Origin of the sequence: Paenibacillus sp. LjRoot56 (assembly GCF_964253335.1) — a bacterium.
In the GTDB taxonomy this organism is placed as follows: Bacteria; Bacillota; Bacilli; order Paenibacillales; family NBRC-103111; genus Paenibacillus_E; species Paenibacillus_E allorhizoplanae.
On record NZ_CAXURV020000001.1, the window covers coordinates 1,634,334 to 1,657,836 of the forward strand.

The 23,503-nt window shown below is 45.5% G+C and carries 21 protein-coding genes and 1 riboswitch; of the genes, 19 read left to right on the forward strand and 2 right to left on the reverse strand.

The window, feature by feature from the left end:
* Positions 1-5: 5 nt before the first annotated feature.
* The 5 genes from ACSQ8O_RS07270 to ACSQ8O_RS07290 all read left to right on the forward strand — a co-directional run bounded on the left by ACSQ8O_RS07270 (position 6) and on the right by ACSQ8O_RS07290 (position 6,522).
* Positions 6-1,088, forward strand: a complete 1,083-nt coding sequence (locus ACSQ8O_RS07270) for a GNAT family N-acetyltransferase (protein WP_436241025.1) — start codon at positions 6-8, stop codon at positions 1,086-1,088.
* A 42-nt stretch (positions 1,089-1,130) separates the two neighbouring features.
* Complete coding sequence (locus ACSQ8O_RS07275) at positions 1,131-1,796, forward strand: methyltransferase domain-containing protein (protein ID WP_436241026.1); 666 nt, start codon at positions 1,131-1,133, stop codon at positions 1,794-1,796.
* Positions 1,789-2,637 (forward strand): DUF3473 domain-containing protein, encoded by an 849-nt coding sequence (locus ACSQ8O_RS07280; RefSeq protein ID WP_436241027.1) that lies wholly within the window; start codon positions 1,789-1,791, stop codon positions 2,635-2,637. Before ACSQ8O_RS07275 ends, ACSQ8O_RS07280 begins: the two co-directional genes overlap by 8 nt.
* A 116-nt stretch (positions 2,638-2,753) precedes the next feature.
* Positions 2,754-4,550, forward strand: a complete 1,797-nt coding sequence (ade, locus tag ACSQ8O_RS07285) for an adenine deaminase (RefSeq protein WP_436241028.1) — start codon at positions 2,754-2,756, stop codon at positions 4,548-4,550.
* A gap of 145 nt (positions 4,551-4,695) precedes the next feature.
* Complete coding sequence (locus tag ACSQ8O_RS07290; RefSeq protein WP_436241029.1) at positions 4,696-6,522, forward strand: APC family permease; 1,827 nt, start codon at positions 4,696-4,698, stop codon at positions 6,520-6,522.
* 180 nt (positions 6,523-6,702) lie between these two features.
* Here ACSQ8O_RS07290 and ACSQ8O_RS07295 read toward each other — a convergent pair whose 3' ends face one another.
* The gene (locus ACSQ8O_RS07295) at positions 6,703-7,197 is read right to left on the reverse strand and encodes a hypothetical protein (RefSeq protein WP_056608857.1); all 495 of its coding nucleotides are present in this window, start codon (positions 7,195-7,197) and stop codon (positions 6,703-6,705) included.
* Positions 7,198-7,573: 376 nt separating this feature from the next.
* A riboswitch (cyclic di-AMP (ydaO/yuaA leader) is annotated at positions 7,574-7,742 on the forward strand.
* A gap of 118 nt (positions 7,743-7,860) precedes the next feature.
* Here ACSQ8O_RS07295 and ACSQ8O_RS07300 point away from each other — a divergent pair.
* The 9 genes from ACSQ8O_RS07300 (at position 7,861) to ACSQ8O_RS07340 (ending at position 17,984) form a co-directional block, all read left to right on the forward strand.
* Positions 7,861-8,331: a hypothetical protein gene (locus tag ACSQ8O_RS07300; RefSeq protein ID WP_436241030.1), complete on the forward strand. Its 471-nt coding sequence runs from the start codon at positions 7,861-7,863 to the stop codon at positions 8,329-8,331.
* A 201-nt stretch (positions 8,332-8,532) separates the two neighbouring features.
* A complete protein-coding gene (locus ACSQ8O_RS07305) occupies positions 8,533-8,748 on the forward strand; it encodes a hypothetical protein (RefSeq protein ID WP_436241031.1) in 216 nt (71 codons plus the stop codon).
* Positions 8,749-8,869: 121 nt separating this feature from the next.
* The gene (locus tag ACSQ8O_RS07310) at positions 8,870-8,947 is read left to right on the forward strand and encodes a potassium-transporting ATPase subunit F (protein ID WP_436241965.1); all 78 of its coding nucleotides are present in this window, start codon (positions 8,870-8,872) and stop codon (positions 8,945-8,947) included.
* A gap of 47 nt (positions 8,948-8,994) precedes the next feature.
* Positions 8,995-10,665 (forward strand): potassium-transporting ATPase subunit KdpA, encoded by a 1,671-nt coding sequence (gene kdpA / locus ACSQ8O_RS07315; protein ID WP_436241966.1) that lies wholly within the window; start codon positions 8,995-8,997, stop codon positions 10,663-10,665.
* A 38-nt stretch (positions 10,666-10,703) separates the two neighbouring features.
* Positions 10,704-12,740, forward strand: a complete 2,037-nt coding sequence (kdpB, locus tag ACSQ8O_RS07320; RefSeq protein WP_436241032.1) for a potassium-transporting ATPase subunit KdpB — start codon at positions 10,704-10,706, stop codon at positions 12,738-12,740.
* 28 nt (positions 12,741-12,768) lie between these two features.
* Positions 12,769-13,332, forward strand: a complete 564-nt coding sequence (gene kdpC, locus ACSQ8O_RS07325; RefSeq protein ID WP_436241033.1) for a potassium-transporting ATPase subunit KdpC — start codon at positions 12,769-12,771, stop codon at positions 13,330-13,332.
* 73 nt (positions 13,333-13,405) lie between these two features.
* The gene (locus ACSQ8O_RS07330) at positions 13,406-15,709 is read left to right on the forward strand and encodes a histidine kinase (RefSeq protein WP_436241967.1); all 2,304 of its coding nucleotides are present in this window, start codon (positions 13,406-13,408) and stop codon (positions 15,707-15,709) included.
* A gap of 5 nt (positions 15,710-15,714) precedes the next feature.
* Positions 15,715-17,229, forward strand: coding sequence for a DUF4118 domain-containing protein (locus tag ACSQ8O_RS07335; protein ID WP_436241034.1), 1,515 nt, complete (start codon positions 15,715-15,717; stop codon positions 17,227-17,229).
* Between the two features lie 56 nt (positions 17,230-17,285).
* Positions 17,286-17,984: a response regulator gene (locus ACSQ8O_RS07340; RefSeq protein WP_436241035.1), complete on the forward strand. Its 699-nt coding sequence runs from the start codon at positions 17,286-17,288 to the stop codon at positions 17,982-17,984.
* A gap of 253 nt (positions 17,985-18,237) precedes the next feature.
* On the opposite strand, the gene ACSQ8O_RS07345 is transcribed toward ACSQ8O_RS07340, so the two are convergent.
* Positions 18,238-18,954, reverse strand: a complete 717-nt coding sequence (locus ACSQ8O_RS07345; protein WP_436241036.1) for a hypothetical protein — start codon at positions 18,952-18,954, stop codon at positions 18,238-18,240.
* A gap of 252 nt (positions 18,955-19,206) precedes the next feature.
* Between ACSQ8O_RS07345 and ACSQ8O_RS07350 the strand changes: the two genes are divergently transcribed.
* From ACSQ8O_RS07350 to ACSQ8O_RS07370, 5 genes are all read left to right on the forward strand, one after another.
* On the forward strand, positions 19,207-20,229 hold the full coding sequence (locus ACSQ8O_RS07350) for an HD-GYP domain-containing protein (protein WP_436241037.1): 1,023 nt from the start codon (positions 19,207-19,209) through the stop codon (positions 20,227-20,229).
* Entirely contained in the window at positions 20,226-20,528 is a 303-nt protein-coding gene (locus ACSQ8O_RS07355; RefSeq protein WP_056608875.1) for a helix-turn-helix domain-containing protein, read from the forward strand. Before ACSQ8O_RS07350 ends, ACSQ8O_RS07355 begins: the two co-directional genes overlap by 4 nt.
* A gap of 213 nt (positions 20,529-20,741) precedes the next feature.
* Positions 20,742-21,503, forward strand: coding sequence for a YveK family protein (locus ACSQ8O_RS07360; protein WP_436241038.1), 762 nt, complete (start codon positions 20,742-20,744; stop codon positions 21,501-21,503).
* Positions 21,484-22,155 carry a CpsD/CapB family tyrosine-protein kinase gene (locus ACSQ8O_RS07365; protein ID WP_338113413.1) on the forward strand — a complete coding sequence of 224 codons (672 nt, stop codon included), beginning with the start codon at positions 21,484-21,486 and terminating at the stop codon, positions 22,153-22,155. The genes ACSQ8O_RS07360 and ACSQ8O_RS07365 overlap by 20 nt, the downstream gene beginning before the upstream one ends.
* Before the next feature lie 46 nt (positions 22,156-22,201).
* On the forward strand, positions 22,202-23,485 hold the full coding sequence (locus ACSQ8O_RS07370) for an efflux RND transporter periplasmic adaptor subunit (RefSeq protein WP_436241039.1): 1,284 nt from the start codon (positions 22,202-22,204) through the stop codon (positions 23,483-23,485).
* Positions 23,486-23,503: the final 18 nt, after the last annotated feature.

A 23,503-nucleotide genomic window follows, 5' to 3' on the forward strand; every position in this document is an offset into this window, starting at 1 on the left:
TCTGCATGTACCGTTGTGTGCCCTATACCGAAGACATGAAGGAAGACTGGGACAGGCTGGCATGGTCTCAGGGGACCATTTTTCATACGTTGTCATTTAGACAGATTCTGCTCGAGACGTTTGGCTATCAATGCTTGTATCATGCTGTGGTTAATCAAAGTGGCCAGATTTGCGCATTAATTCCATTAACGAGTGGTCGCAACTTAGGACTCAAGCGGGTAGGCGTTTCGCTCCCCTTTGTCAATTATACAGATGTGTGTGCCCTGAATGAGGAAGCCTCGCAATTTGCTATGGATGCCATCGTTCAGCTAAAGGAGAAATACCGTCTCCGTTACATCGAGTTGAGATTTAAGAATGGTATGATGCTGAGCGAAGGCAAGCAGTTGTCTCCGGTGCTTAAGCAATTGGATACAGCTCATAGGCAAATAAACGACATCAATCACACGTTCGTACTGCCATTAACCAATGAAGATGAGGTTCTATCCCTCTCCACTCGCAATAATCGAAACCATATCCGGAAGGTCTACAAGAACAACTGGTTTCAGGTTTCTTATGACATAGGGAATCTGGCACGGTTTCATAAGGTCTATGTTCGGCGAATGAAGCAGTTGGGTTCACCAGCGCAAGATATCCGATTTTTCCAAAGATTCTTTGACTATTTTCCTGAGCACGCGGTGCTGCAAACCGTCCTAGATGCAGAGACAGGTGAGGTAGCTGGTGGGATGCTGCTATTAATAAGTCCGGGGGACTCCACACTTTATTATCCCTATGGTGCGAATTTGACGGCGTATAATCACAAATATCTCAATAACTTTATGTACTGGGAAGCCGTGAAATTCGGGATAAGAAGCGGGCTAAAGCAGCTTGATCTCGGTCGTTCACAAACCGGTTCAGGCACGTATAAGTACAAAGAACAATGGGGGGCTGCTGCCGAGCAACTCACATATTTCGTGATGGGCAGCACCAATAAAGAGGCGGGGCCTCCAGATAAAGAAAAGCTGCGTTTCTTCATCGAACTCTGGAAGAGAATGCCTAACATGGTGACAGAACCAGTAGGTAAGCAGCTCATTAAGTATCTAATGCCGTAACCAACCAACAATATGTGACATGACAAACGGGGGAAATAGAGCATGGCTAATCTTAGCTGGAAGCAGTATTTTGACAAGAGGGCAGAGGTTCATGGCGCTTCCGTACAATCCTCTGACTACTATAATGAGGAAAGTTTCTTTCTGCAGCGAAATCATACATTAGGTTGGCTCGGAGAGCTTCACAACAAAGAGATATTGGATGCCGGCTGTGGCGTAGGTGCATTTAGTGAACCTCTCGTTGGGTCAAACACGGTTTACGGGGTGGATTTTTCGGAGAGAAGCCTTGCCTTTGCCGCGGAAAGAGGCCTTCGGACATCGTCAGATGATCTAACGGCTCTACACTTTGAAGAGGGTAAGTTTGACCTCGTGCTGTGTATTGGCGTTATTCAACTAATCGAACGGTATCGAGCGGTTATTGCGGAATTGGCTAGGGTGACCAAGCCGGGAGGGACTCTGCTTATTGAAACTTTGCACCGCAGGTCCTGGCAGAGGAAAGTGCTCCGATTGTTCGAGAAAACCAAAAAATTCGATCGCATGTACGCTATGGATGAATTAAAGAAAGTGCTCATAGAGCACGGATTTGAGCATATAGAGTTCTTAAAGATCTATCATCCTTTCTCTTACGTTTCGAAAGGAAGTGCAGAGTGGAACGTGCACGATCGGTTATGCACATCATTCGCCATCAAGGGGAGTAAGAAGCATGTCTAATTCTTCCAAACAGATCACGAATCTACTCACATTTGATATTGAAGAATGGTTTCATGCGAATTACGACCAGGTGACGCCGGATCGCACGAAGGGTTCTAGTTTCCGAGCCCATATGGATACCTTGCTTCAGATGTGCAGCGATGCGAAATGTAAAGCGACGTTTTTCACACTAGGCTGTATTGGAGAGGATTACCCGGATATCGTGAAGGCTATTGCGCGTGAAGGTCATGATGTCGCCTCTCATGGGTATGCCCACGAATTAGCCTACAAGCAAACCAGAGAAGAGTTTCGTGCGGATGTCCAAAAATCAGTTGATATTCTTGAAGATCTAACCGGAACGAAAGTACTCGGGTATCGGGCGCCGTCATGGTCGATCGTTGAAAGCAACCTCCACTACCTTGAAGTATTAGAAGAGCTTGGCCTCGTGTATGACGCTAGTATTTTTCCAGTGAAAACTTTTCTTTATGGGATTCCTACAGCAAAGACGGAGATTCATAAGCCAATAGTGAACGGTAGAGAACTTAATCTCTTCGAGGTTCCGATGTCTGTCATGCGAGTTGCTGGGAGAAATGTGGGTTATTCCGGCGGTTTTTACTTTAGGTTTTTCCCCGAATTCATTATTCGAAAAGCCATTCAATCTGCTAATCGCCGAGGGAAGCGTTCCATTGTTTATCTGCATCCGCGTGAAATTGATGCGAGAGAACATAAGCTGGAGCTTCCCAGCAAGGAGCATTTTATTCATTACTACAATATTAAAGGTACCAAGGCTAAGCTTGCAAACATGTTGGAGGCATTCTCTTTTACGTCAGTTTCGGAGCATTTGAAAAATAAGTATACATGATGAATGTATAGGGTATCCGTTAGAAGAAATAGTTACAAGTTGCTCAGACATACATTAAGGAGTACATTTATGTATTGAAATGGATGCTCATGTAGGAGTAAAGGAGAACGAAATCTATGACGTATACCTCAAATCGAAATAAATTAACTGACGTCAGCCACATACTGGCTAAAGTTGCAATAGGAGCAGAAGCTGCTGATCTTGTTATTCAAAATGGTACCTTAGTCAATGTGCATTCTGGTGAGCTGATTGCCCATATGGATGTCGCGATTGCTGCTGGACGAATTGCTTTCATAGGAAGGGCTGGTCATACGATCGGGGAGAAGACGGTCGTGATCGATGCGAAAGGGAAATACATGGTGCCAGGCCTGCTGGACGGCCACATGCATGTGGAAAGCACGATGCTTTCCGTGACGGAATTTGCCAAAGCGGCGATTGTCAAAGGGACGACGGGGATTTTCATGGACCCACATGAGATTGCGAATGTGTTCGGCTCAGAAGGGGTCAGACTCATGCATGAAGAGGGACAGCAGTTGCCGCTCAAAGTATTCACGACCTTCCCTTCCTGTGTGCCAGCAACGAATGATTTGGAAGATGGCGGCGCTGTCTTAGAGGTAGCCGATATTCAAGCAGGACTGCAATGGGACAATGTAGTAGGTCTGGGTGAAGTGATGAATTTCCCAGGTGTTGTGTTCGGAGATCCCAAAATGTGCGGAGAAATCGAAGCTACACTGCAAAGCGGGAAGACAGTTACGGGACATTTCCCGAGTGACGATGATCGTATGCTGCAAGCTTATCTCGCATCTGGCGTTACATCGGATCACGAGACGGTTACCCGCGAGCAAGGCTTGCATAAAGTTCGCATGGGGATGCACCTCATGATTCGGGAAGGCTCTGCATGGCATGATGTCAAAGAGGTCATCAAGATTGTCACCGAGGATGGCGTCAATACGTCCAATATCTCACTCGTTACCGATGACGTGAACCCGCAAACGCTCGTGGAGAAAGGGCATCTCAATCATGTAGCACGACGCGCGATAGAAGAAGGCGTTCAACCAGTTACCGCAATCCAAATGGTCACGATCAATGTGGCACGTTATTTTAAGCTGGAGCATGATGTGGGATCGATCACTCCGGGGAAATGTGCTGACATTCTGTTAATGGAAGATCTGCAGAAGATGGAGCCTTCCATGGTTATAACAGATGGTCAAATCATTGCGGAGCAAGGCGAGCTGGCTGTCGAATTCCCTGTGTTTACGTACCCGGCTCATATTCGCAATTCGATGAACGTGAAGCGGGAGCTGACGGCGGAGGACTTTAAGCTTAGGGCGGCTAACGAGCAGGAGAAAACGAAAGTCAATGTGATCCGCGTGATCGAAAATAGTGCCAGAACCGAGAAGATGACGGCAGAGCTCGACATTCTACAAGGCATCATCCTGCCGGATGTGGAGCAAGACATTATTCGCCTGGCCTGTATCGAGCGGCATCATGGCACAGGTCAAATTTCACTTGCTTTTGCCCATGGCTTTGGCGTGAAGTCTGGCGCGGTAGCCTCTACGGTGGCCCATGACAGTCACAATCTGCTTGTGATGGGGATTGATGAAGCGGATATGGCGTTCGCTGCGAATGAACTGGTGAAGCTTGGCGGCGGGATGATTGTTGTGGAGAATGGCAAAGTGCTGGCTCAGGTCCAGATGACCATTGCAGGCCTGATGTCAGAGAAAACATTGCCTGAAGTCGTCAAGGAAGTCGCGCAGATGGACAAAGCATGGCAGCACATCGGCTGTGCTATGAACGCGCCGTTCATGACGTTTTCCCTCATTGCTCTGCCTGTGATTCCCGAAATTCGCATTTCGAATCGCGGGTTGGTGGATGTGACTCAATTTAAGCTGATTGATGTGGAAATCGTCTAACCAATCAATAAAATTCGAACCTTTTCTGAACATTAGAGCATTATTCTAATGTTCTTTTTTCTATGGCGTTTCCAGTATTTATAATGGATTTCAAGAAATAGGGCAAACTGAGACGAACTTATCACATCAAGGTGGTGTACGCACATTGTTGACTGTTTTGAAGCGTTTGTTAATAGGCCAGCCCTTGAAGTCCCATGAATTAGGCGAGCAGAAGTTAAATAAAAAGAAAGCGTTGGCGATTCTTTCCTCCGATGCACTCTCCTCGGTAGCCTATGGCCCAGAGCAGATTCTAATTGTCTTAATAACGATTAGCGCAGCGGCGTTCTGGTATACAATCCCTATTGCTTGCGGTGTTCTGTTTCTCTTAGTAGCTCTTATTTTGTCCTATCGACAAATCATCTTCGCTTACCCGCAAGGGGGAGGTGCTTATGTCGTCTCGAAGGAGAACCTGGGGATGAACGCAGGGTTGTTTGCGGGCGGATCCTTACTGGTCGATTACATCCTGACGGTAGCGGTTAGTATATCCGCGGGTACCGATGCGATCACCTCAGCTTTTCCAAGCTTACACAGCTACACCGTACCGATTGCTCTGGCACTCGTATTGTTTATCACGATCCTCAATCTGCGCGGAATCACGGAATCGGCCTCCATCTTGGCGTATCCCGTGTATTTGTTTGTGATCGCATTGTTAGTCCTGATAGGTATTGGTTTATTTAAGATCCTTACAGGTGAAATTTCTCCTGATTTGCATACGCCCTTGGGGACACCAGTTGCGGGCATTTCCTTATTCATCTTGTTAAGAGCCTTCTCCTCAGGCAGCTCGGCATTAACAGGGGTTGAGGCGATATCCAATGCCATTCCGAACTTTAAGACGCCTGCCCCGAACAATGCTTCCAAAACATTAATGGCCATGGGCTTGCTATTGGCGATTTTGTTCGCCGGCATCATCTACTTGGCCTACTACTACGGCATTGCCCCGGCCGAGAAGGAAACTGTTGTTTCTCAGATTGCGACGGTGACATTTGGCCGAGGACTGATGTATTATATCGTCCAAGGTACAACCGCGATGATTCTTGTGCTCGCCGCGAATACGGGCTATTCCGCATTTCCTTTGCTCGCGGTGAATTTGGCCAAAGATAAATTTATCGCTAGAATGTTTACGATGCGCGGCGACAGATTGGGCTATTCGAACGGGATTATCTTCCTAGCTGTGACCTCTATGCTATTAATTATCGTGTTCAAAGGGCAGACCGAACAGTTAATCCCGCTCTATGCTGTCGGGGTGTTCATCCCCTTTACGCTCGCACAGACAGGCATGCTGGTGAAATGGTTTAGGGAGAAGCCGAGAGGTTGGCTGCTCAAATTAACGGTCAACTTGGTAGGGGCATTCATGAGCTTCATCGTCATGATGATTTTCTTTATCACCAAGTTTGGACAAGTTTGGAGTGTGCTCATTTTCCTGCCGCTCATCGTTTTCATTTTTCATCAAATCAAAAAGCATTACGATGCGATCGCTGAACAATTGCGACTCTCTTCTTGTGAACCTGCCATAAAGATTGAAGGGAATGTCATGATTGTACCTGTAGCCGGCTTCACACATGTGGTGGAGAATTCGTTGAACTATGCCAAGTCGCTGTCACCCGATCAAATTATTGCGGTGTATGTGGCTTTTGAACGGGACGATGAGAAAAAGTTCGAGGAGAAATGGCAAAAGTGGCAGCCCGATGTGCGTTTGGTCACGCTGCACTCCCATTATCGAAGCATTGTTCACCCGCTGACCAAATTCATCGACACGGTTGAACACAAGGCCTCGGAATCGAACTTCCGGGTGACCGTGATCATTCCACAGTTTATTCCTAAGAAGAATTGGCATAACATCCTCCATAATCAGTCCAGTTTACTGATAAGGGCGTTCCTGCTGTATAAGCGGAATTTGGTTGTGACGACCGTGCCATATCATTTGAAAAAGTAGCGTGAATGCTCGATAGTTCGGGTGGGGGTGCACTGGCGGCAGGTGTGCAAGTCGATTTTATCGACTTGGTACGGGTTGGACTCCGCCCTCAGCATCAATTAGTCTGAAATTATCGAATTAATTCCTGAGATAAACTGGAAAAGGTAGCCCTTACTTCAGAGTAGGGCTACCTTTTTTCATTCATGTTTCCATCTGATGCTCCTCACTTACCCGTTGCATAAACCCACGAAGCTCTGCCTCGGTTTCACAGACGGCGGCATGTTCCAACCATACAAAGAATTTCTTCTTGAGAATGGCTGAAACATGAAGGGGGTACGTCTCCCGCGATTTGATGATATACAATCCAGAGGAAACTTCACTCCAGGGTGATTTGAAAATCGTACGGATGGATAAGCGAGTCCGCCTCTCCCAATCCTGTTTTTTCTGTTTGTTTCTTATGGACTCATACATTCTCATTATGGTTTGATGATCGGATATTTCGGTCCATGTTGAAAACCCTGACTGGATAGCATCATGTATAATCTCGGACTTTTCTTTAGAAAACCAGTAACCAACAATGATAGGAAAATGATGTTCCTCTTCTAGCCATAAGACACCGAACCACTCGTAATCTAAATCGATTGGATTCAACAAATGCGGTAGGGTTCCTAAATAGTATCGGGAGGTGGAAGTCATGACATTTCTCCTTCTGACGCTTTGTTTGAAACAGTAGAATTGCAAAAAGTCACTTTGCTTGATGAGCGCCATCTGATAGGTATAATTGTATGATTGAACCTTATAAAAAGGGGGTAAAGAATCCATAGCTAACGTATAAAAATACAATAAAAATGCAAATCCACTGATAGTCTCGAAGCCGTGGGATTAGAGGTTGATGGCTACGAATCGCCAAAAACGGAAGCAAGCTGAAGCATTTATATCGAAAATGAATGTTTGGATAGTTTGGATCCAATTTTATTTGCTGAATTAGCTGAAAAATAAGAAATAGAGTCCCTACACGCCGTTTTACTTTCTTGGCTATGAGGCGTAATATTCGGATCAACAACAGATCATTTAAAGCAAAACGCTGAATTCCCGTAAGGGAAACGGGGGAACCAGAAGAACCGATAGGATACAGCATCGGTTTCTCGGGGTGAATCTTTAGCAAGCGCAGCTTGCTAGGGTAGGGCACTTCCAAGCCCGAATCCGACAGCTAACCTCGTAGGCGCATTGGGAGAGAACGACCTTCTTTTCGTGCCGTCCACAGCGCGTTTATTCACGCTGTTTCGAAGCCCGATAGTAGAGATTCTCTGCTCTTTGGCTTCTTTTTGTTGTTCATATTTTGAGGAGAGTGAATCTATTATGTATCCCGAACCCCTGACTCTAGTGAGAGAATCTGACGAATGTACCGAACTTATCAAGGAATGCAAGATTATCCGTATTGAATGTTTTCGATTTGATTGTGAATTATCCGATAAACTGCAGCCTGGGCATGGCACCGACTGTCATTGCGGTATACTGACGATTTCAACGAATCTCGGAACATGCGGTTTAGGGCAATTCGTGATTCCATGCGGCAATCTGAAAGGGGATTTCGTTCAATGGGCGTCAGTATTTCAGAAGCTCAAAGGTCTTCCTCTTCAAGATGGTTTACAATATGTTCATCAGAAACAAGAGGCATGGGGAGAAGTACGATCTCATTTAATGGCAACTGCACTAACGAATTTATCGGAAAAGCTAGAGAACTTATCAACTGCAAGTGAACAAGAACTAAGTTATCTATCCAATCGCACTTATTTATTTGAGCATTCTGGGGCGTATATCTCTTTCTAAGAGAGAAAGCTAGATTACAATTCAAAGAGCACCTCCAACCACTAGTCATTGAGTGGGGAGGTGCTTTTTTGATTTAACTTGGATAGGTGGATAAGAGAATCCATATTTTTATACTTTTTTTATACCGATGCCATAGTTTCTTTACCCCCTTTTTATATGGATCGGCGTTACAATGTTTCAGGAAAGGGGGCGGTGATCGTCATGCAAAGTGATTTTTTGCTGATAGCTGCGCCAACCAAGGCAGGCGAGGCGTTTATGAAACATACGAAATTGGTAGGAATTCCTTTTGTTGCATTAACAAACAACAAGATGGAGAGAATCAAGTTAAAGGGTCTAGGGGCGAAGCGAATTATCCAAGTAGATACAACAGACTCAGGAGCATCCATCAAGGAGGTGTGTCCGTGTACAACGATGTAACAATGATCTTATTATTTGCAGTAACTTTTCTAGGCTTTTGGGGATTTGCAAAATATTGTGAGAAAGCATAAGCGTAAGTTTACGAAGTCGTTTTTCAAGAAAAACGTTAGGAGGCAATCAGATGATTGTTATCGGACTTATTGCATGTGCCATTATGGTGTATCTTGGTTTTGTTTTAGTGAAGCCAGAGAAATTTTAATTGTAGAATATGAGATTACGTAAGCAAGGGGAGAACCTACTATGGGTATGGGATTATTACAAGTAGTTATTACACTGGGGATTATCATGCTTTTGGTAAAGCCTGTGGGCATCTACTTGGTAAAAGTGTTTGGCTATGAGAAGAGTGGCCTTGATCGTGTTTTTGGTCCTTTCGAGCGTGTATTTTATCGCATCATGGGTGTTAAAGAAGACGAAGCCATGGGGTGGAAAAAGTATGTAGGAGCTGTCCTGTTAGTTAACTTTGTGATGATGCTTCTTATGTACGCTGTATTTCGGCTTCAGAAATACTTACCGCTTAATCCTGATGGTATAGGTAATATGCCTCCGGCACTCGCTTTCAATACAGCTGTTTCTTTCATTACCAATACGAACTGGCAAGCTTACAGCGGTGAAAATGCCATGTCCTATTTGTCACAAATGGTGGGGCTTACGTTCCCGATGTTTACTTCGGCAGCAACTGGATTTGCTATTGCGGTTGCCTTCACGCGCGGTTTAGTTGGCCGTCAAGATAATCTAGGGAATTTCTATGTGGACATAACTAGGGCGATTACACGCGTATTCCTGCCACTTAGCTTCATTGTTGCTTTGGTCCTAGTTTTTCAAGGTGTTCCACAAACTCTACTGGGTGCCGTACATGCTACAACCATTGAAGGTGCTGGGCAAACCATTACTCGTGGTTTAGTTGCTTCTTTTGAATCTATTAAACACATAGGCACCAACGGTGGTGGTTGGTTCGGCACGAATGCCGCGCATCCTTTTGAAAATCCAACACCTGTTGCCAACTTGATCCACATTATTTGTATGATGCTTCTACCTACCTCACTGGTGTACGCATTTGGACTCATGATCAAGAACAAGAAGCAAGGCTGGACGATCTTTGCAGCGATGGGGATTATTTTCGTAGTTATGGTTGCTACGGTTTTCTATGCTGAATACAAAGGTGTGCCTGCAGTAGATGCGTTAGGCGTACATGGGAATATGGAAGGCAAAGAAGTACGATTCGGAGCGTCCGAATCTGCGTTATTTACAGCCGTGACCACAGCTGCAACAACAGGCAGTGTCAACAATATGCATGAGTCGCTTACGCCTCTCGGAAGCATTGTTCCTTTTGCCCAAATGATGTTGAACAATGTGTTCGGCGGTAAAGGAGTAGGCTTGTTAAACGGCTTGCTTTACTTGATTTTATCCGTGTTTATCTGCGGGTTAATGGTAGGGCGTACGCCAGAGTTTTTAGGTAAAAAGATTGAAGGGAAAGAGATTAAATTAGCGGCCATCGCGATTCTTACCCATCCGCTGATCATTCTCGCACCGACAGCTTGGGCGCTGATTCGCCCTGAATCTATTCATTCTATCGCTAACCAGGGCACGCATGGTCTCTCAGAGGTGTTGTATGCCTTCACATCGGGTGCAGCTAATAATGGCTCGGCCTTTGGCGGCCTGACCGCGAACACGAACTTCTACAATTTGGGCATTGGTATGGTGATGCTGTTTGGTCGTTACATTTCGATTATCGCGATGCTGGCCATTGCGGGATCACTTGCTACGAAGCGAGTCGTACCTGTTACGACGGGAACACTTCGGACGAATACGCCTTTATTTATGGGCATTATGATCATGATTATTCTAGTTATTGGTGCTCTAACGTTCTTCCCGGCGCTGGCACTGGGGCCGATTGCTGAACATTTGGCGGCGCGTTAAACGGATAGACGTAATAGAGATGGAGGATTGATTGGACTGTGGAACGTAAAAAAACATTAACTAAAGATATTGTGAATCAAGCTATCGTGGATTCGTTCAAAAAATTAAATCCTTGGATCATGATGAAGAATCCGGTCATGTTCGTGGTGGAAATCGGCACGGTGATTACCCTTCTGCTTTCTCTTGCACCCGAGTTGTTTGGCAGCTCGGAAGTAGGGCGGGGGTATAACATCGCAGTGTTCTTGATCTTGCTGTTTACCTTACTATTCGCTAACTTTGCTGAAGCGTTGGCGGAAGGTCGAGGTAAGGCGCAGGCTGATTCCCTCAGGAAGACGAAATCCGATACGATGGCTCGCTTAGTTCAAAAGGATGGCACTTATAAGCAAGTGTCTTCGACTTCGCTTCGCAAAGGTGATGTAGTACGCATTGAAATTGGAGAGCTTATCCCCTCCGATGGTGAAATTATTGAGGGTTTGGCCTCTATTGATGAATCAGCGATTACTGGGGAATCTGCTCCGGTAATTAAGGAAGCAGGCGGCGATTTCTCATCTGTGACAGGCGGTACACGGGTAGCCTCTGACTATATCGTTGTCAAAGTGTTGACGGATCCCGGCGAATCATTCTTGGATCGTATGATTGCGCTCGTCGAAGGTGCCAAACGGCAGAAAACGCCGAACGAAATTGCTTTAACAACGCTGCTTGCTGTACTGACATTGATCTTCTTAATTGTCATTATGACGATGGTTCCAATGGCATCGTATTTGAACGTAAAATTAGAGATCTCCACGCTGATTGCGCTGCTCGTATGTCTCATTCCGACCACAATCGGCGGGCTCCTATCCGCGATTGGTATCGCTGGGATGGATCGTGTGACGCAGTTTAACGTGCTGGCGATGTCGGGTAAGGCTGTTGAAGCGGCTGGTGATATCGATACGATGATTCTGGATAAAACGGGGACGATTACTTTCGGGAATCGTATGGCTGCCGAGTTTGTGCCCGTGGGTGGTAAATCTGTGAAAGACATTACGTTTGCAGCGCTGCAAGCCTCAGTGAAGGATGAAACACCAGAAGGACGTTCCATTGTTGAGCTTGCCAATAAACTTGGCGAGTCTTGGCAAGCGGATCACTACTCGGATGCAGAAGTCGTGGAGTTCACCGCAGAAACGAGGATGTCGGGACTTGATCTAGCAGACGGTGTGAAATTCCGCAAAGGTGCGGTTGATGCGATCAAGAACTATGTTACTGCGCATGGTGGTAAAATTCCAGCTGATTTAGAAGCGATAACGAACCGAATCGCGAAAGCAGGAGGCACGCCACTCGCAGTTGCGATTAACGAGCGAATCTATGGTGTTATTTACCTTAAGGATACGGTAAAACCGGGCTTGAAGGAACGTTTTGCGGAACTTCGCGCAATGGGTATCAAAACTGTGATGTGTACAGGGGATAACCCACTTACGGCTGCAACGATTGCACTCGAGGCTGGTGTAGATGAGTTTATTGCTGAAGCGAAGCCGGAAGATAAAATTGCCGCAATCAAGAAAGAACAGCAGGAAGGCAAACTCGTTGCCATGACAGGCGACGGCACGAATGATGCGCCTGCACTTGCACAAGCGGATGTAGGACTCGCGATGAATTCAGGGACGATGGCTGCCAAAGAGGCGGCTAATATGATCGATCTGGATTCCGATCCGACCAAGCTGCTATCGGTGATCTCTATTGGTAAACAATTACTGATCACTCGTGGGGCTTTGACGACGTTCTCGATCGCCAACGACATTGCTAAATACTTCGCGATCATTCCTGCGATGTTCATTCTAGCTATGCCGCAGCTGCAGGCCTTGAATATTATGAATCTGGCATCACCAGAATCGGCCATTCTATCTGCTTTAATTTTCAATGCTATCATCATCCCGCTGTTGATTCCCATTGCAATGAAGGGTGTTAAGTACCGGGCGATGTCGGCTGATAGGCTGTTGTCACGTAATATTTTGCTCTACGGTATCGGTGGTGTGGTTGTACCTTTTATCGGGATTAAAATCATTGATATGGTACTTCATGGCTTAAACATCGTGTAAAGAGATAGAGAAACGAGGAGATCATTTTATGAAATCGGTTATGATAGCTGTTCGTGTATCGTTATTGTTCATGATCGTCTGTGGACTTATTTATCCACTTGCTACGACAGGGGTGGCTCAAGTTTTATTTCCCAAACAAGCAAATGGCAGTCTCATAGAATCAGGCGGTACGGTTATTGGATCGGAATTGCTGGCTCAAAACTTCGAGTCTCCAAAGCTGTTCCATCCAAGAGAATCGGCAGCCAAGTATGACCCTACAGCATCATCTGGCTCCAATACAGTGGTAGCTTCCAGCGATTATGCAGCGGCAATGGCAGAGAAAATTGCCGCGTTAAAGGCTGAAAATCCTACGCTAACTGAAATTCCGGCAGATTTAGTTACTGTTTCTGGCTCAGGCTTTGATCCGGACTTGTCACCAGAAGGAGCGAAAGCCCAAGTTCCAAGAATTAGTAAGGAAACCGGGATCACCGCGAACGAGCTTAATGATTTAATTGACCGCATGTCAAAAGAGCGGCAGCTTGGCATTTTTGGGGAACCAAGAGTCAATGTGACTGAATTAAATAGTGAACTGCTTAAACAAGTGAAATTGTAAAGTAAGCAGGGTGCCACTCTCGATATGAGAGTGGTTTCTGCACTTTTTAGAGAGAGGGAAGGAGGCCACCATGATGGATGGTTTCAAAAGAAAAACACCAGAAGAGATTCTATTATCCATCTCCAAACTGCACCGCGGCAGCTTGAAAATTTATATCGGGGCGGTTAGCGGATCTGGTAAAACATATCACATGCTGCGTGAAGGTCATAATCTCAAGGGGCAAGGGATCGATGTGGTTATTTGTGCGGTTTCGACGCTCCAACGACCGGAAACCGTGGAACAATTAGGGGATTTGGAGAGAGTACCAAGCATTCATTGGATGAAAGACGGCGTGGAACAAAAGGATCTGAACTTGGATGCCTTACTCGAAAGAAACCCTGAAGTTGTTCTCGTTGATGGGCTTGCTCATCAGAACCGAGAGGGTGCTCAATTCCCAACTAGGCTCGAAGATATTAAATATTTACTCTCGCACGATATAAGCGTGATCAGCACGGTGAATGTCTATGAGCTAGAAGGGACGATGGAGGTTGCTCATAAACTGACAGGTATTGAAGTGGGTCACTGCGTTCCCTCTGATACCTTAGAACTGGCCGATGAGGTGAGACTCATAGATGCAACGCCGGAAACGATTTTAACGCGGCTAGAAGAGGGGCATCTAAAGGGAAACAAAGATGCAGCCTTATTTAAACGCGGTAATTTAGGTGTGCTGCGAGAATTAGCTCTCCGTCTAGTTGCCGAGGATGTCAATGATTCTTTGGAAGCACATCGTGAACAAATGGGGTTTCAAGGGCCATCCGGAGCGACGGAACGTATACTAGTTACAACGCAATATCATTGGAATGGATCCATTTATGTACGTCGTGGTCAACAAATCGCGAAGCGATTGAATGGCGATCTGCATGTAGTCACGCTGCGTAAACAAGGTAAAACACTTACCAAAGAAGCGGCTGCATTTCGAAGGTCCATTATGAAGCTTGTAGAGAAAGTAGGAGGTAAATTTGAAGAGCTGCCGCTTACTTATCGCCGCTGCATTCCTCGGATTTTAGTGGACTATGCGAACGCCAATCATGTTACACGTATTGTGTTAGGGCATTCCAAACAAACGAGATGGCAAACTTTTTTACAAGGCTCCGTTATCAATGGTGTGTTAGAAAGAACCAAAAATATCGATGTGTTTTTGATAGCCGATCGTGCTTCTCAAGAGGGAGAGCGTATTCTGCCTGCTCATATTCACACGCCCAAGGAGCCTTACAAATATAGACGTCTGAGCACACAAGAAGTGGAGGCGAAAATCGAAAAAATCAGACGAGGCAGATTCAAGGTGTACATTGGCGCTGCGCCTGGTGTCGGTAAAACGTACACGATGCTGCGGGAAGGCAATGATCTGCTTAAGAAGGGGATTGATGTGAAGATAGGTTTGCTTGAAACCCATGGAAGAAAAGAGACGACCCAGCAAGTGGGTGATCTTGACATTGTGCCGCGAGCAGTAAACCAATATCAAGGCGTAAGACTGGAGGAGATGGATACAGAAGCCATTATTCGTCTGCGACCTGAAGTAGTCTTAGTGGATGAGCTTGCACATACGAACGTACCAGGAAGTAAGAATAAGAAACGTTATGAAGATGTGCTGGAAATTCTGGAAGCTGGCATCTCGGTTATCTCGACTGTCAACGTTCAGCACTTGGAGAGTCTGAATGATGCCGTTGAGCATATAACGGGTATTCGCGTGAGGGAAACCGTACCAGATAGTCTGCTGCGTATTGCAGATGAAGTTCAGTTAATTGACGTGTCCCCAGAAGCGCTGCAGCTGCGGATGAAAGACGGCAAGATTTATGCGATGGTCAAAGTAGATCAGGCGTTAAATAACTTTTTTAAGACGGGAAATCTGATCGCTTTGCGTGAATTGGCGCTGCGTGAAATTGCGGATGATGTTGATGAACGCTTGGAGTCGATGGAGCGTAAGAGCTCTCTGCGTGGTCCATGGCGGCGGAAAGAAGTCATTTACGTGTGTGTGACGGAAATTTCGCAGGCGGATCGCTTAATTCGGCGGGGGTTTCGCATTGCGCATCGGCTTAAAGCAGCTTGGCATGTAACCTTAATAGCGGCTCGGCCTACCTATGAAGATTGGAAGCCAAAGCAAGAAGCGTTAGAAAAGCTGACCATTCGCTTGGGAGGCGAATTCTCCTATCAAGAGGTAGTGAATCGCAACCAAATTCCCCGTGTTTTTGCGACGAAAGCAAGTAACGCCGGAGCTACACAAATCATCGTTTGGAAAGATGCTATCGTCCAAAAGCTTTTGCCGCATGCAAGCACAATGGATGTACTCATTGTTGCCGATTATGATTCGTGTCAAATTTCGAGAAATAAGGTAAACTAAACCTTATGGAAACTCCAAAAAAAGAACATGCAAACTGGCAATCGTATGCTGTAACTGCACTTTTTATCGTCCTGTTGACGATATTTTTAAAAGGTTTTGATTTTTTCTTTGATCTCGTCAATATATCGCTTCTCTACTTATTTCCAGTTCTGTTTAGTGCTGTTCGATGGGGGAGAGGACCTTCTTTTTTTGCTGCGGCATTAGGTGTTTTAGCCTTTGATTTCTTCTTTGTTCCACCGCGACTCAGTCTTACAGTCGCTGATTTGCGTTATATCCTAACCTTTGTAGTGTTCTTATGTGTGGCTGGCCTTACGTCAAGCCTTGCTTCAAAGCTTAGAAATCAATTCCAACAGGCGCAGCAGAAAGAAGCGAATACCGCTGCGCTGTATGCATTAAGCCGCAAGATTACTGCGATTTCAGACCTAGACATTTTGCTAAAGCAGATTCTACAGCATGTTGCCGATACACTTGATGCGAAGGCTGCTATCATTTTGCCAAATCAACATGGCGAACAGCAGGTAGAAGCTTCTTCGAAGGATAGTGGAGATTGGTCCAATGATGAAGCCCACCTAACTATCGCTGGCTGGGTGAACCGTAACAATACGATTGCGGGTAGAGGGACTCGTACATTGAGTGAATCATCGGATCTGTATGTCCCCTTAGCGACAGATCAGCAGGTACATGGCGTGCTCGCTGTACAAGTTCGCGATCGATTAATGTCCGAGATGCCAGAGCTTATTCGGATCATCGAGGCTCTCTCGGATCTAATGGCTGTTGCGATCTCGCGAGTCAAACTGGCGGATGAGGCCAAAGTGGCGCAATTGACTGTTGAGTCGGAGAAGCTACGCACAGCTTTGTTGGATTCGCTCTCCCATGAATTGCGTACGCCACTGGCAACAATTATTGGGTCCGTAACAGGATTGCTCGAGGGAGAGGACGTCTTTAGTCCCGATGATCGGCGAGAATTATTGCTGACGACGCGTGAGGGTGCTACGCGCATGAATAGACTTGTGGGGAATTTGCTCGGCATGGTTCGGATTGAAAGCGGTATGCTGCGCTTAAATAAAATGTGGTGTGGGATCGAAGATGTAGTCGGCGTCGCCTTAACACAGTTGAAGGATGCTCTGCACAATAGAGTTGTGAACATAGCTATTGATCCGGATCTGCCTTCCGTTCCGCTGGATGAAGTTCTTATGGAACAAGTGCTGATGAATGTAATCAGCAATGCCATCAAGTACTCGCCTGAAGGAAGCGAAATTTGTATTGAAGCGGAGAAGGACGGCGATATGCTGAGTTTGACGATTGCAGATGAAGGGGCGGGCATTCTTCCAGCTGATAGGGAACGGGTATTCGAGAAATTCTATCGAGGTGATCGTACGAAGCATATTCCTGGCACGGGGCTTGGGCTTGCGATCTGTAGAAGTATTGTGGAAGCACATGGCGGTTCAATTCGCGCTAGCGCGAGGAAGGATGGTCATCAGGGTACAGTTATTGAACTGAGCTTGTCTTTATTACAGTAGCGCAGGTAAGTTTCTGACTATATGTCTGCAATTCGCTAAGAGGGACGGAGAGAAACATGACAACAATGGGCGCGAAAATTTTAGTTATTGATGATGAGGCGCAAATACGAAAATTATTGCGTGTCACCTTAACCGCCCACGGATTTGAAACGGCAGAAGCTGCAACTGGGCAGGAAGGCTTGCTGCAGGCGGCAATGTTCCGGCCGGATCTCATCGTGTTAGATTTGGGGCTGCCGGATATGACCGGTATGGAGGTTCTGGATGGCATTCGAGAGTGGTCGAATGTGCCCATCATTATTTTAACGGCGCAGGATCAAGAGCATGATAAGGTCGCTGCCTTAGATCGCGGCGCAGACGATTATGTGACGAAGCCATTCGGCATGGGCGAATTCATGGCCCGCATGCGTGTGGCTCTTCGGCATATAGCCAAAGCACCCGATGAGCCTGTGCTGAAGCTCGACCAGCTTGTCATTGATTTGGCCAAACGCAGCGTCGAGCTCAACGGGGAGAAGCTGAAGCTAACGCCAACCGAGTATGACTTGCTCAAGGTGCTTGGGGTTAATGCTGGCCGTGTCATGACGCATAAGCAGCTGCTCAAGCAAGTGTGGGGCGGTCAGCAGTATGAATCTGACAGTCAGTACCTACGGGTATATGTAGGACATTTGCGGAAGAAGATCGAAACAGATCCGGCAAGACCTCGGTATATATTGACGGAGCCGGGGATTGGGTATCGGTTTGCTTGGCAAGAGAGCTAACGAAGTGGTGCTCAAGGAAAAAAGCTTCTACCCCCACGATGGTGTGGTGTTGGAAGCTTTTTTAGATATAAGAATCTAGATCTTTGAGGCGAATAGTTGGATTTTCTACAGTTAAATCGAATTTGCGAGGCAATTCCTAGAAAATAGCTGTATATTTTCCTGTTCATACAAATGTAGCAACGGGATGCACCAGCAAAAAACCAGTTAACATCCGGAAAACTCGATGTTAACTGGTTTAATTTGTCGTGATGAATTAACAAGTAAAGGCGTCAATAAAGCGCAAATCAATCCCAAAGAACATCCAAGAGAATCCGGTCCAACGGAATCCAGAAACCGATGTCCGTCCAACGAACACTGGGAAATACCAGTATTGTTGTCCGTTGCTTTGCCAGATATATGTGAATCTGAACAAGCAGCGGGAGATGCCGCCTGGATCTACGGCGTAAACACCAGGTGCTTTAAGCGGCTTTTGCGGTACATGGGACGGTGGCGCAGAGGTTGGCGGTTGATATCCGCCTTGCCCTTGCCCAGGTCCAGGGCCGCCAGGGAAACCGCCCGGACCGCCAGGGAATCCGCCTGGACCGCCAGGGAATCCTCCTGGTCCACCTGGGAAACCGCCAGGTCCGCCAGGGAATCCACCAGGTCCACCCGGGAAACCGCCCGGACCGCCAGGGAACCCTGGCCCACCTGGGAAACCACCAGGTCCACCGAAGCCGCCTTGCCCACCTGGGAATCCAGGTAGCATGCCGCCAGTCCCTGGGAAGCCAGGGATGCCGAAGCCTCCTAGGCCGCGTGGATCATAGGCTGGTACCCAGCCGTAGTATTGGGGTACGGGATAGCCGTATGGGTACGGCGTATTTTGTGTTTGTGGATAGTAGGCTGTTGGATAGTCTGATTCCGTGGCTGCGCTTTTTGAAATCTCCGTTTCAAGCTCTACGTCGCGCAGTTCTTGTTTTTTGTTCGATGCCATTCGTGAAGTCCTCCTTAGGTAAAAGCGGATTGTCGATACTTACTATATGCAGGGGGATAGACGGATGTCACGGATAGCAAATAACAAAAGTAAAGGATCGCTAGTCCTATATGGAATGCAATAATATAACGAACTGGGAAAATTAACCTAGATTAATTTGTCGAAATATAGGTTGTTTCTCCCATATATGCGAAGGGGCATGTCGTATATAATAGAAATTGGTATGATTTTGAAATAATGGAGCGGGATATCTTGAGAGACCTACTGGGTAAAAGATTAAGATATGATGTGACAACAAGTTATGGGCTAGTCTTAGTTCCTATCCATACCGTTCTCAATCAAGAGCATTTGGACTTATTTAAGCAGCATCGCATTGACGCGATGGATATCGTAACCACGACTATGCCTGATGGCCAGACGCAATCTGCACCTGCTCATGACGCGAACCGTCTTGTTCAAAAAGCGACGGAATATGCCAAAGACTTATTCGAACGTATTCAGACAAAAAAGAAAATACCACTGCTTGAGATTAAGTCAGAATTAATTCCTATCGTCCAGCAAGCAGCCGACAATCCGGATCTCTTTCAATTATTCCAAGCCGTTAAGGCCAAGGATGAATACACCCATCAACACAATATTGGCGTGGGCATTCTTTCGACACTTATTGGCAAATGGATGGAGCTCGCAGAGACAGAAGTGGCGCTTTTATCTTTAGCAGCAACCATGCATGATGTGGGTAAAATCAAAGTTTCTCAAGAAATTTTAATGAAACCGGGCAAATTAACGACGGCAGAATATGAAGAAATTAAAAAACACACCATTCTTGGCTACAATATGCTGCGAGAAACGGTAGGCATTAACTATCGAGTAGCTTTGGTTGCCCTTCAGCATCATGAGCGAGCAGATGGCACGGGATATCCCCTGCAGCTGCAAGATAGTCAACTCGATAAAATGAGCCGTATCGTAGCTGTTGCAGATGTATTCCATGCGATGTCATCGAAGAGGCCCTATCACGAAATGATGCCTTTTCACGAGGTCGTCAGCCGCTTAAGGAAAGGATTCTTCGGTGAATTAGATCCGCATATTGTTTCCGTTTTTTTACAGAATATCATCTACAATCTAGTGGGCCGGCAAGTGCTTCTCACGGATGGCCGTTGGGGCGAAGTCGTCTATATTAATCCAACGGATGATACGAATCCACTCGTGAAAATCGAAAATACCTTTCTTGATCTTAGTCGAGAAAGACACATTCATATAAAGGAAGTTGTCATATGAAGCCAATAAATCCAGAAAAGTCAGACGTTTTACTTCAATTTTATTCCAACTATGGTCTAACTCAACGTGAAACCGAAATCCTTTCTTTACTTGCTACATATGGATATACCAACAAAGAAATTGCCGAAAATTGCTGTATCAGTGAGAAAACAGTGAAAATTCACCTTGCCAATATTATGGGTAAAATCGGCATTGGCTCCATGCGGAAGCTGCTAGCGTTACTGCTGCAGCAAGCTCTGCTAGTTTCAAGATTAGGTGCGGGTGAGTCAGTCCGCGTAGCATCGATGGGAATGAGATAAATAAGGGAGTTTTACCTAGTAAAAGCAGCCTATCCTCTAGGGGGAAAGTGCTGCTTTTTGCATTCTATAGCTCGCTTAATTTCGATACGATTTGGAACTAAAAATCAATAATATTGTGTTGACATGATACGAAAAGTATCTTAAAGTAAGAGTAACAATTAAGATACAAATAGTATCATAGGAAATCGAAATAGACTTCTATGGAGGGGAATTATGGAAATTAATTTGAAGGAATATTTGATGGTTATATTAAAACGCTGGTGGATCATAGTTCTAGTTGTAGGTACTTGTACCATTTTTACAGCTATGTATTCGACATCAAACTATGTTCCAATCTATCAAGCTTCTACAAAACTAATAGTGAATAAGACTTCAGAGCAAGATCAACTGGGCAAAGAACAAATTGATTATGGAGCCATTGGTGTCAATATGTCCCTCATTAATACCTACAAGGAAATTATTAGAACACCAGCAATTATGGATAAAGTTGTTCAACGCTACCCCGATTTACACGTCTCCACAGACCAATTAATCTCGATAATCAATGTAACCAATATCAATGAAACGCAGGTTATGTCGATTGTTGCACGACATCTCTCACACGAACGAGCAGTGCGCATTGCGAACGCGGTATCTGATGTGTTCCAGTCAGAAATTCCTAACATTATGAAGGTTGATAATATTACGATTCTGAATCGAGCTAAGGTTCAAGATAATCCAACGCCTATAAATCAGAAATCGAATCAGTATATCATCCTAGGGTTTCTTGTCTCCTTTGCTGCTACAGTTGGTATCATTCTTCTATGGGATGCTTTGGACGATACGTTGAAAACAGAAGAGGACATTCGTGAGGTTTTTGAACTCTCGACCTTGGCTTACATACCTAAAGTAAAAAAGAACATGCAACGCGTAAAGCGGAAAAATAAAATTAGCAAAAAAGCAGAGGACATCTCATATGCCAAAACTAGCTACTAATTCTAATTCCCCCGTTATGATGCACATTCATCCCAACTCCTCAACTTCAGAAGCTTATAGATCGTTGAGGTTTAATATCGAGTGCTCTACTTTTGGTCGAGAGGCAAAATCGATTACAATCACGTCTTCAAGCCGAGGTGAGGGGAAGACTACAACAGCAGTTCATTTGGCTGTGGCCTACGCGCAAATCGGAAAGAAAGTGTTGCTGCTGGATGCGGATCTACGAAATCCATCCATTCATCAAGCTTTCAGTGATGAGAATAGACGGGGACTTACCAATTATTTGGAGGGTCAGGCACATGTAAGCGAACTCGTTCGGGAGACAATTGTGGAGAACCTTTCAATTATTACTTCAGGACCAAGCTCGCAGAATCCTTCTGGCTTACTAGCCTCGAAGCAAATGGATGCCCTATTAGCCACACTAAGGGAAATGTACGATATTGTGATCGTGGACACGCCATCTCTACTAACGATTACGGATGCTAAGATTATAGCGACGAAGTGTGACGGAGTACTTCTCATCGTTGAATATGGAAAGGTCAAACGTGATGTAGCTAAGAAAGTGAAAGAAGAGCTATTGCTTGCAAATGTAAAATTGATTGGGGTCGTTTTGAACGAAGTACGAAATCATGAGGCCAATGCTTACCTCTAATCCGTTATGTTGAAAAATCAAAGTAAGGGGAGCGAGTTTATAGCTAATGAGACAAAAAAGACGAAAGCCGAATCTACGAACCGGAAGAATCGTGTGCATATTGACGCTAAGCATTGGTATTTTGGCAGGCTGCTCAGACACAGCTGTCACTAGTAATGACGCAAAGTCTGTGTATAAAGATCAAGCCATCCCATCTGTGAAAGCATTTAAGGTAATCAAGCAAAAAATTGGAGATCCGCTGGAGCGTGCCGCCGAAGTGCAATCCTCCGCTCAATTTACTGTAGTCGCCAAGGCATCAGGCGATATTGAGCAAATTTTGAAAAAGCGTGGAGATATGGTTCAAGAAGGGGACGTTATCTTTCGGCTCAAATCGAGTGAGGCTCTTGTCCAAAGAGATTCGGCTGCGGCTGCAATAACGGCTATTCAGGAATCCATTGAGAAAGCGAAAATAAAGGCTCAACGAGAAACGGAAAATCAGAGACTAGAGATGAGCAATGCGATTCAAAAAATGGAGTTAAATATGACTACACTCCTACGGAGCTATAACAAAATGAAAAATGACTATGATATAGGACTAGCAACCAAAGCACAGTTGTTTCAGATGGAAACTCAAATGATGAATGCTCGTATGGATTTGGATCAATTGAAGAAAAAGCAAAGCCAATTAGAGCCTGTTGACGCTACCTCAGCACTTGAGTCACAGCTCAAAGGAGCCCAAGTTGCTTTGCAACAGCTAAATCAATCTATGCAAAACTTAGAAGTGAAAGCTACAGTTAGCGGATTACTAACCGAGATGCCACTAGAAACTGGGATGCCAGTGCTTTCAGGGTCTCAGGTTGGAATTATTCAAAGATTGGATCCTATCAAAATTAAAGCGCAGCTTACTGAAGATGAAACGAAACTAGTTAGTGGTAAGACTGAAATGGGTTATTTACTGACTGGCAATAAAACAAAATTTAAGGGACCTATCAGTTATCTCGCAAAGGTCATGGACCCTGAGAGCAAATCCTATGAAATCAATTTAGAGGTACCGAATAAAGATATACTCTTGAAGCCAGGGATGAAGCTCAAACTTCAAATGTCAGATGATGCAGACCAGATTGTTGTAACAGTGCCGACGTATAGCATCGTTAAAGAAGGCGAAAAAGCATTTGTCTTTGTACTTGTAGGTGATTCCGTTGAGAAACGCGGCATTACATTGGGCAGATTGAATGAACCCAATCAAGAAGTGACCTCAGGCCTTAAAGAAGGGGAACTTGTTGTTAAGACGAACCCTGGTGCGTTAGTCGATAAAACGAAAGTTCAAATGACGGCCGTGGAAGAGCAATAATTAAAAATGGAGTGACTC

Coding starts and splice junctions, on each gene's coding strand:
- ACSQ8O_RS07270 (WP_436241025.1), top strand. CDS start 6: ATGTACCGTTGTGTGCCCTATACCGAAGACATGAAGGAAGACTGGGAC.
- ACSQ8O_RS07275 (WP_436241026.1), top strand. CDS start 1,131: ATGGCTAATCTTAGCTGGAAGCAGTATTTTGACAAGAGGGCAGAGGTT.
- ACSQ8O_RS07280 (WP_436241027.1), top strand. CDS start 1,789: ATGTCTAATTCTTCCAAACAGATCACGAATCTACTCACATTTGATATT.
- ade (WP_436241028.1), top strand. CDS start 2,754: ATGACGTATACCTCAAATCGAAATAAATTAACTGACGTCAGCCACATA.
- ACSQ8O_RS07295 (WP_056608857.1), bottom strand. CDS start 7,197: ATGACTTCCACCTCCCGATACTATTTAGGAACCCTACCGCATTTGTTG.
- ACSQ8O_RS07300 (WP_436241030.1), top strand. CDS start 7,861: ATGTATCCCGAACCCCTGACTCTAGTGAGAGAATCTGACGAATGTACC.
- ACSQ8O_RS07305 (WP_436241031.1), top strand. CDS start 8,533: ATGCAAAGTGATTTTTTGCTGATAGCTGCGCCAACCAAGGCAGGCGAG.
- ACSQ8O_RS07310 (WP_436241965.1), top strand. CDS start 8,870: ATGATTGTTATCGGACTTATTGCATGTGCCATTATGGTGTATCTTGGT.
- kdpA (WP_436241966.1), top strand. CDS start 8,995: ATGGGATTATTACAAGTAGTTATTACACTGGGGATTATCATGCTTTTG.
- kdpC (WP_436241033.1), top strand. CDS start 12,769: ATGAAATCGGTTATGATAGCTGTTCGTGTATCGTTATTGTTCATGATC.
- ACSQ8O_RS07330 (WP_436241967.1), top strand. CDS start 13,406: ATGGATGGTTTCAAAAGAAAAACACCAGAAGAGATTCTATTATCCATC.
- ACSQ8O_RS07335 (WP_436241034.1), top strand. CDS start 15,715: ATGGAAACTCCAAAAAAAGAACATGCAAACTGGCAATCGTATGCTGTA.
- ACSQ8O_RS07340 (WP_436241035.1), top strand. CDS start 17,286: ATGACAACAATGGGCGCGAAAATTTTAGTTATTGATGATGAGGCGCAA.
- ACSQ8O_RS07345 (WP_436241036.1), bottom strand. CDS start 18,954: ATGGCATCGAACAAAAAACAAGAACTGCGCGACGTAGAGCTTGAAACG.
- ACSQ8O_RS07355 (WP_056608875.1), top strand. CDS start 20,226: ATGAAGCCAATAAATCCAGAAAAGTCAGACGTTTTACTTCAATTTTAT.
- ACSQ8O_RS07360 (WP_436241038.1), top strand. CDS start 20,742: ATGGAAATTAATTTGAAGGAATATTTGATGGTTATATTAAAACGCTGG.
- ACSQ8O_RS07365 (WP_338113413.1), top strand. CDS start 21,484: ATGCCAAAACTAGCTACTAATTCTAATTCCCCCGTTATGATGCACATT.
- ACSQ8O_RS07370 (WP_436241039.1), top strand. CDS start 22,202: ATGAGACAAAAAAGACGAAAGCCGAATCTACGAACCGGAAGAATCGTG.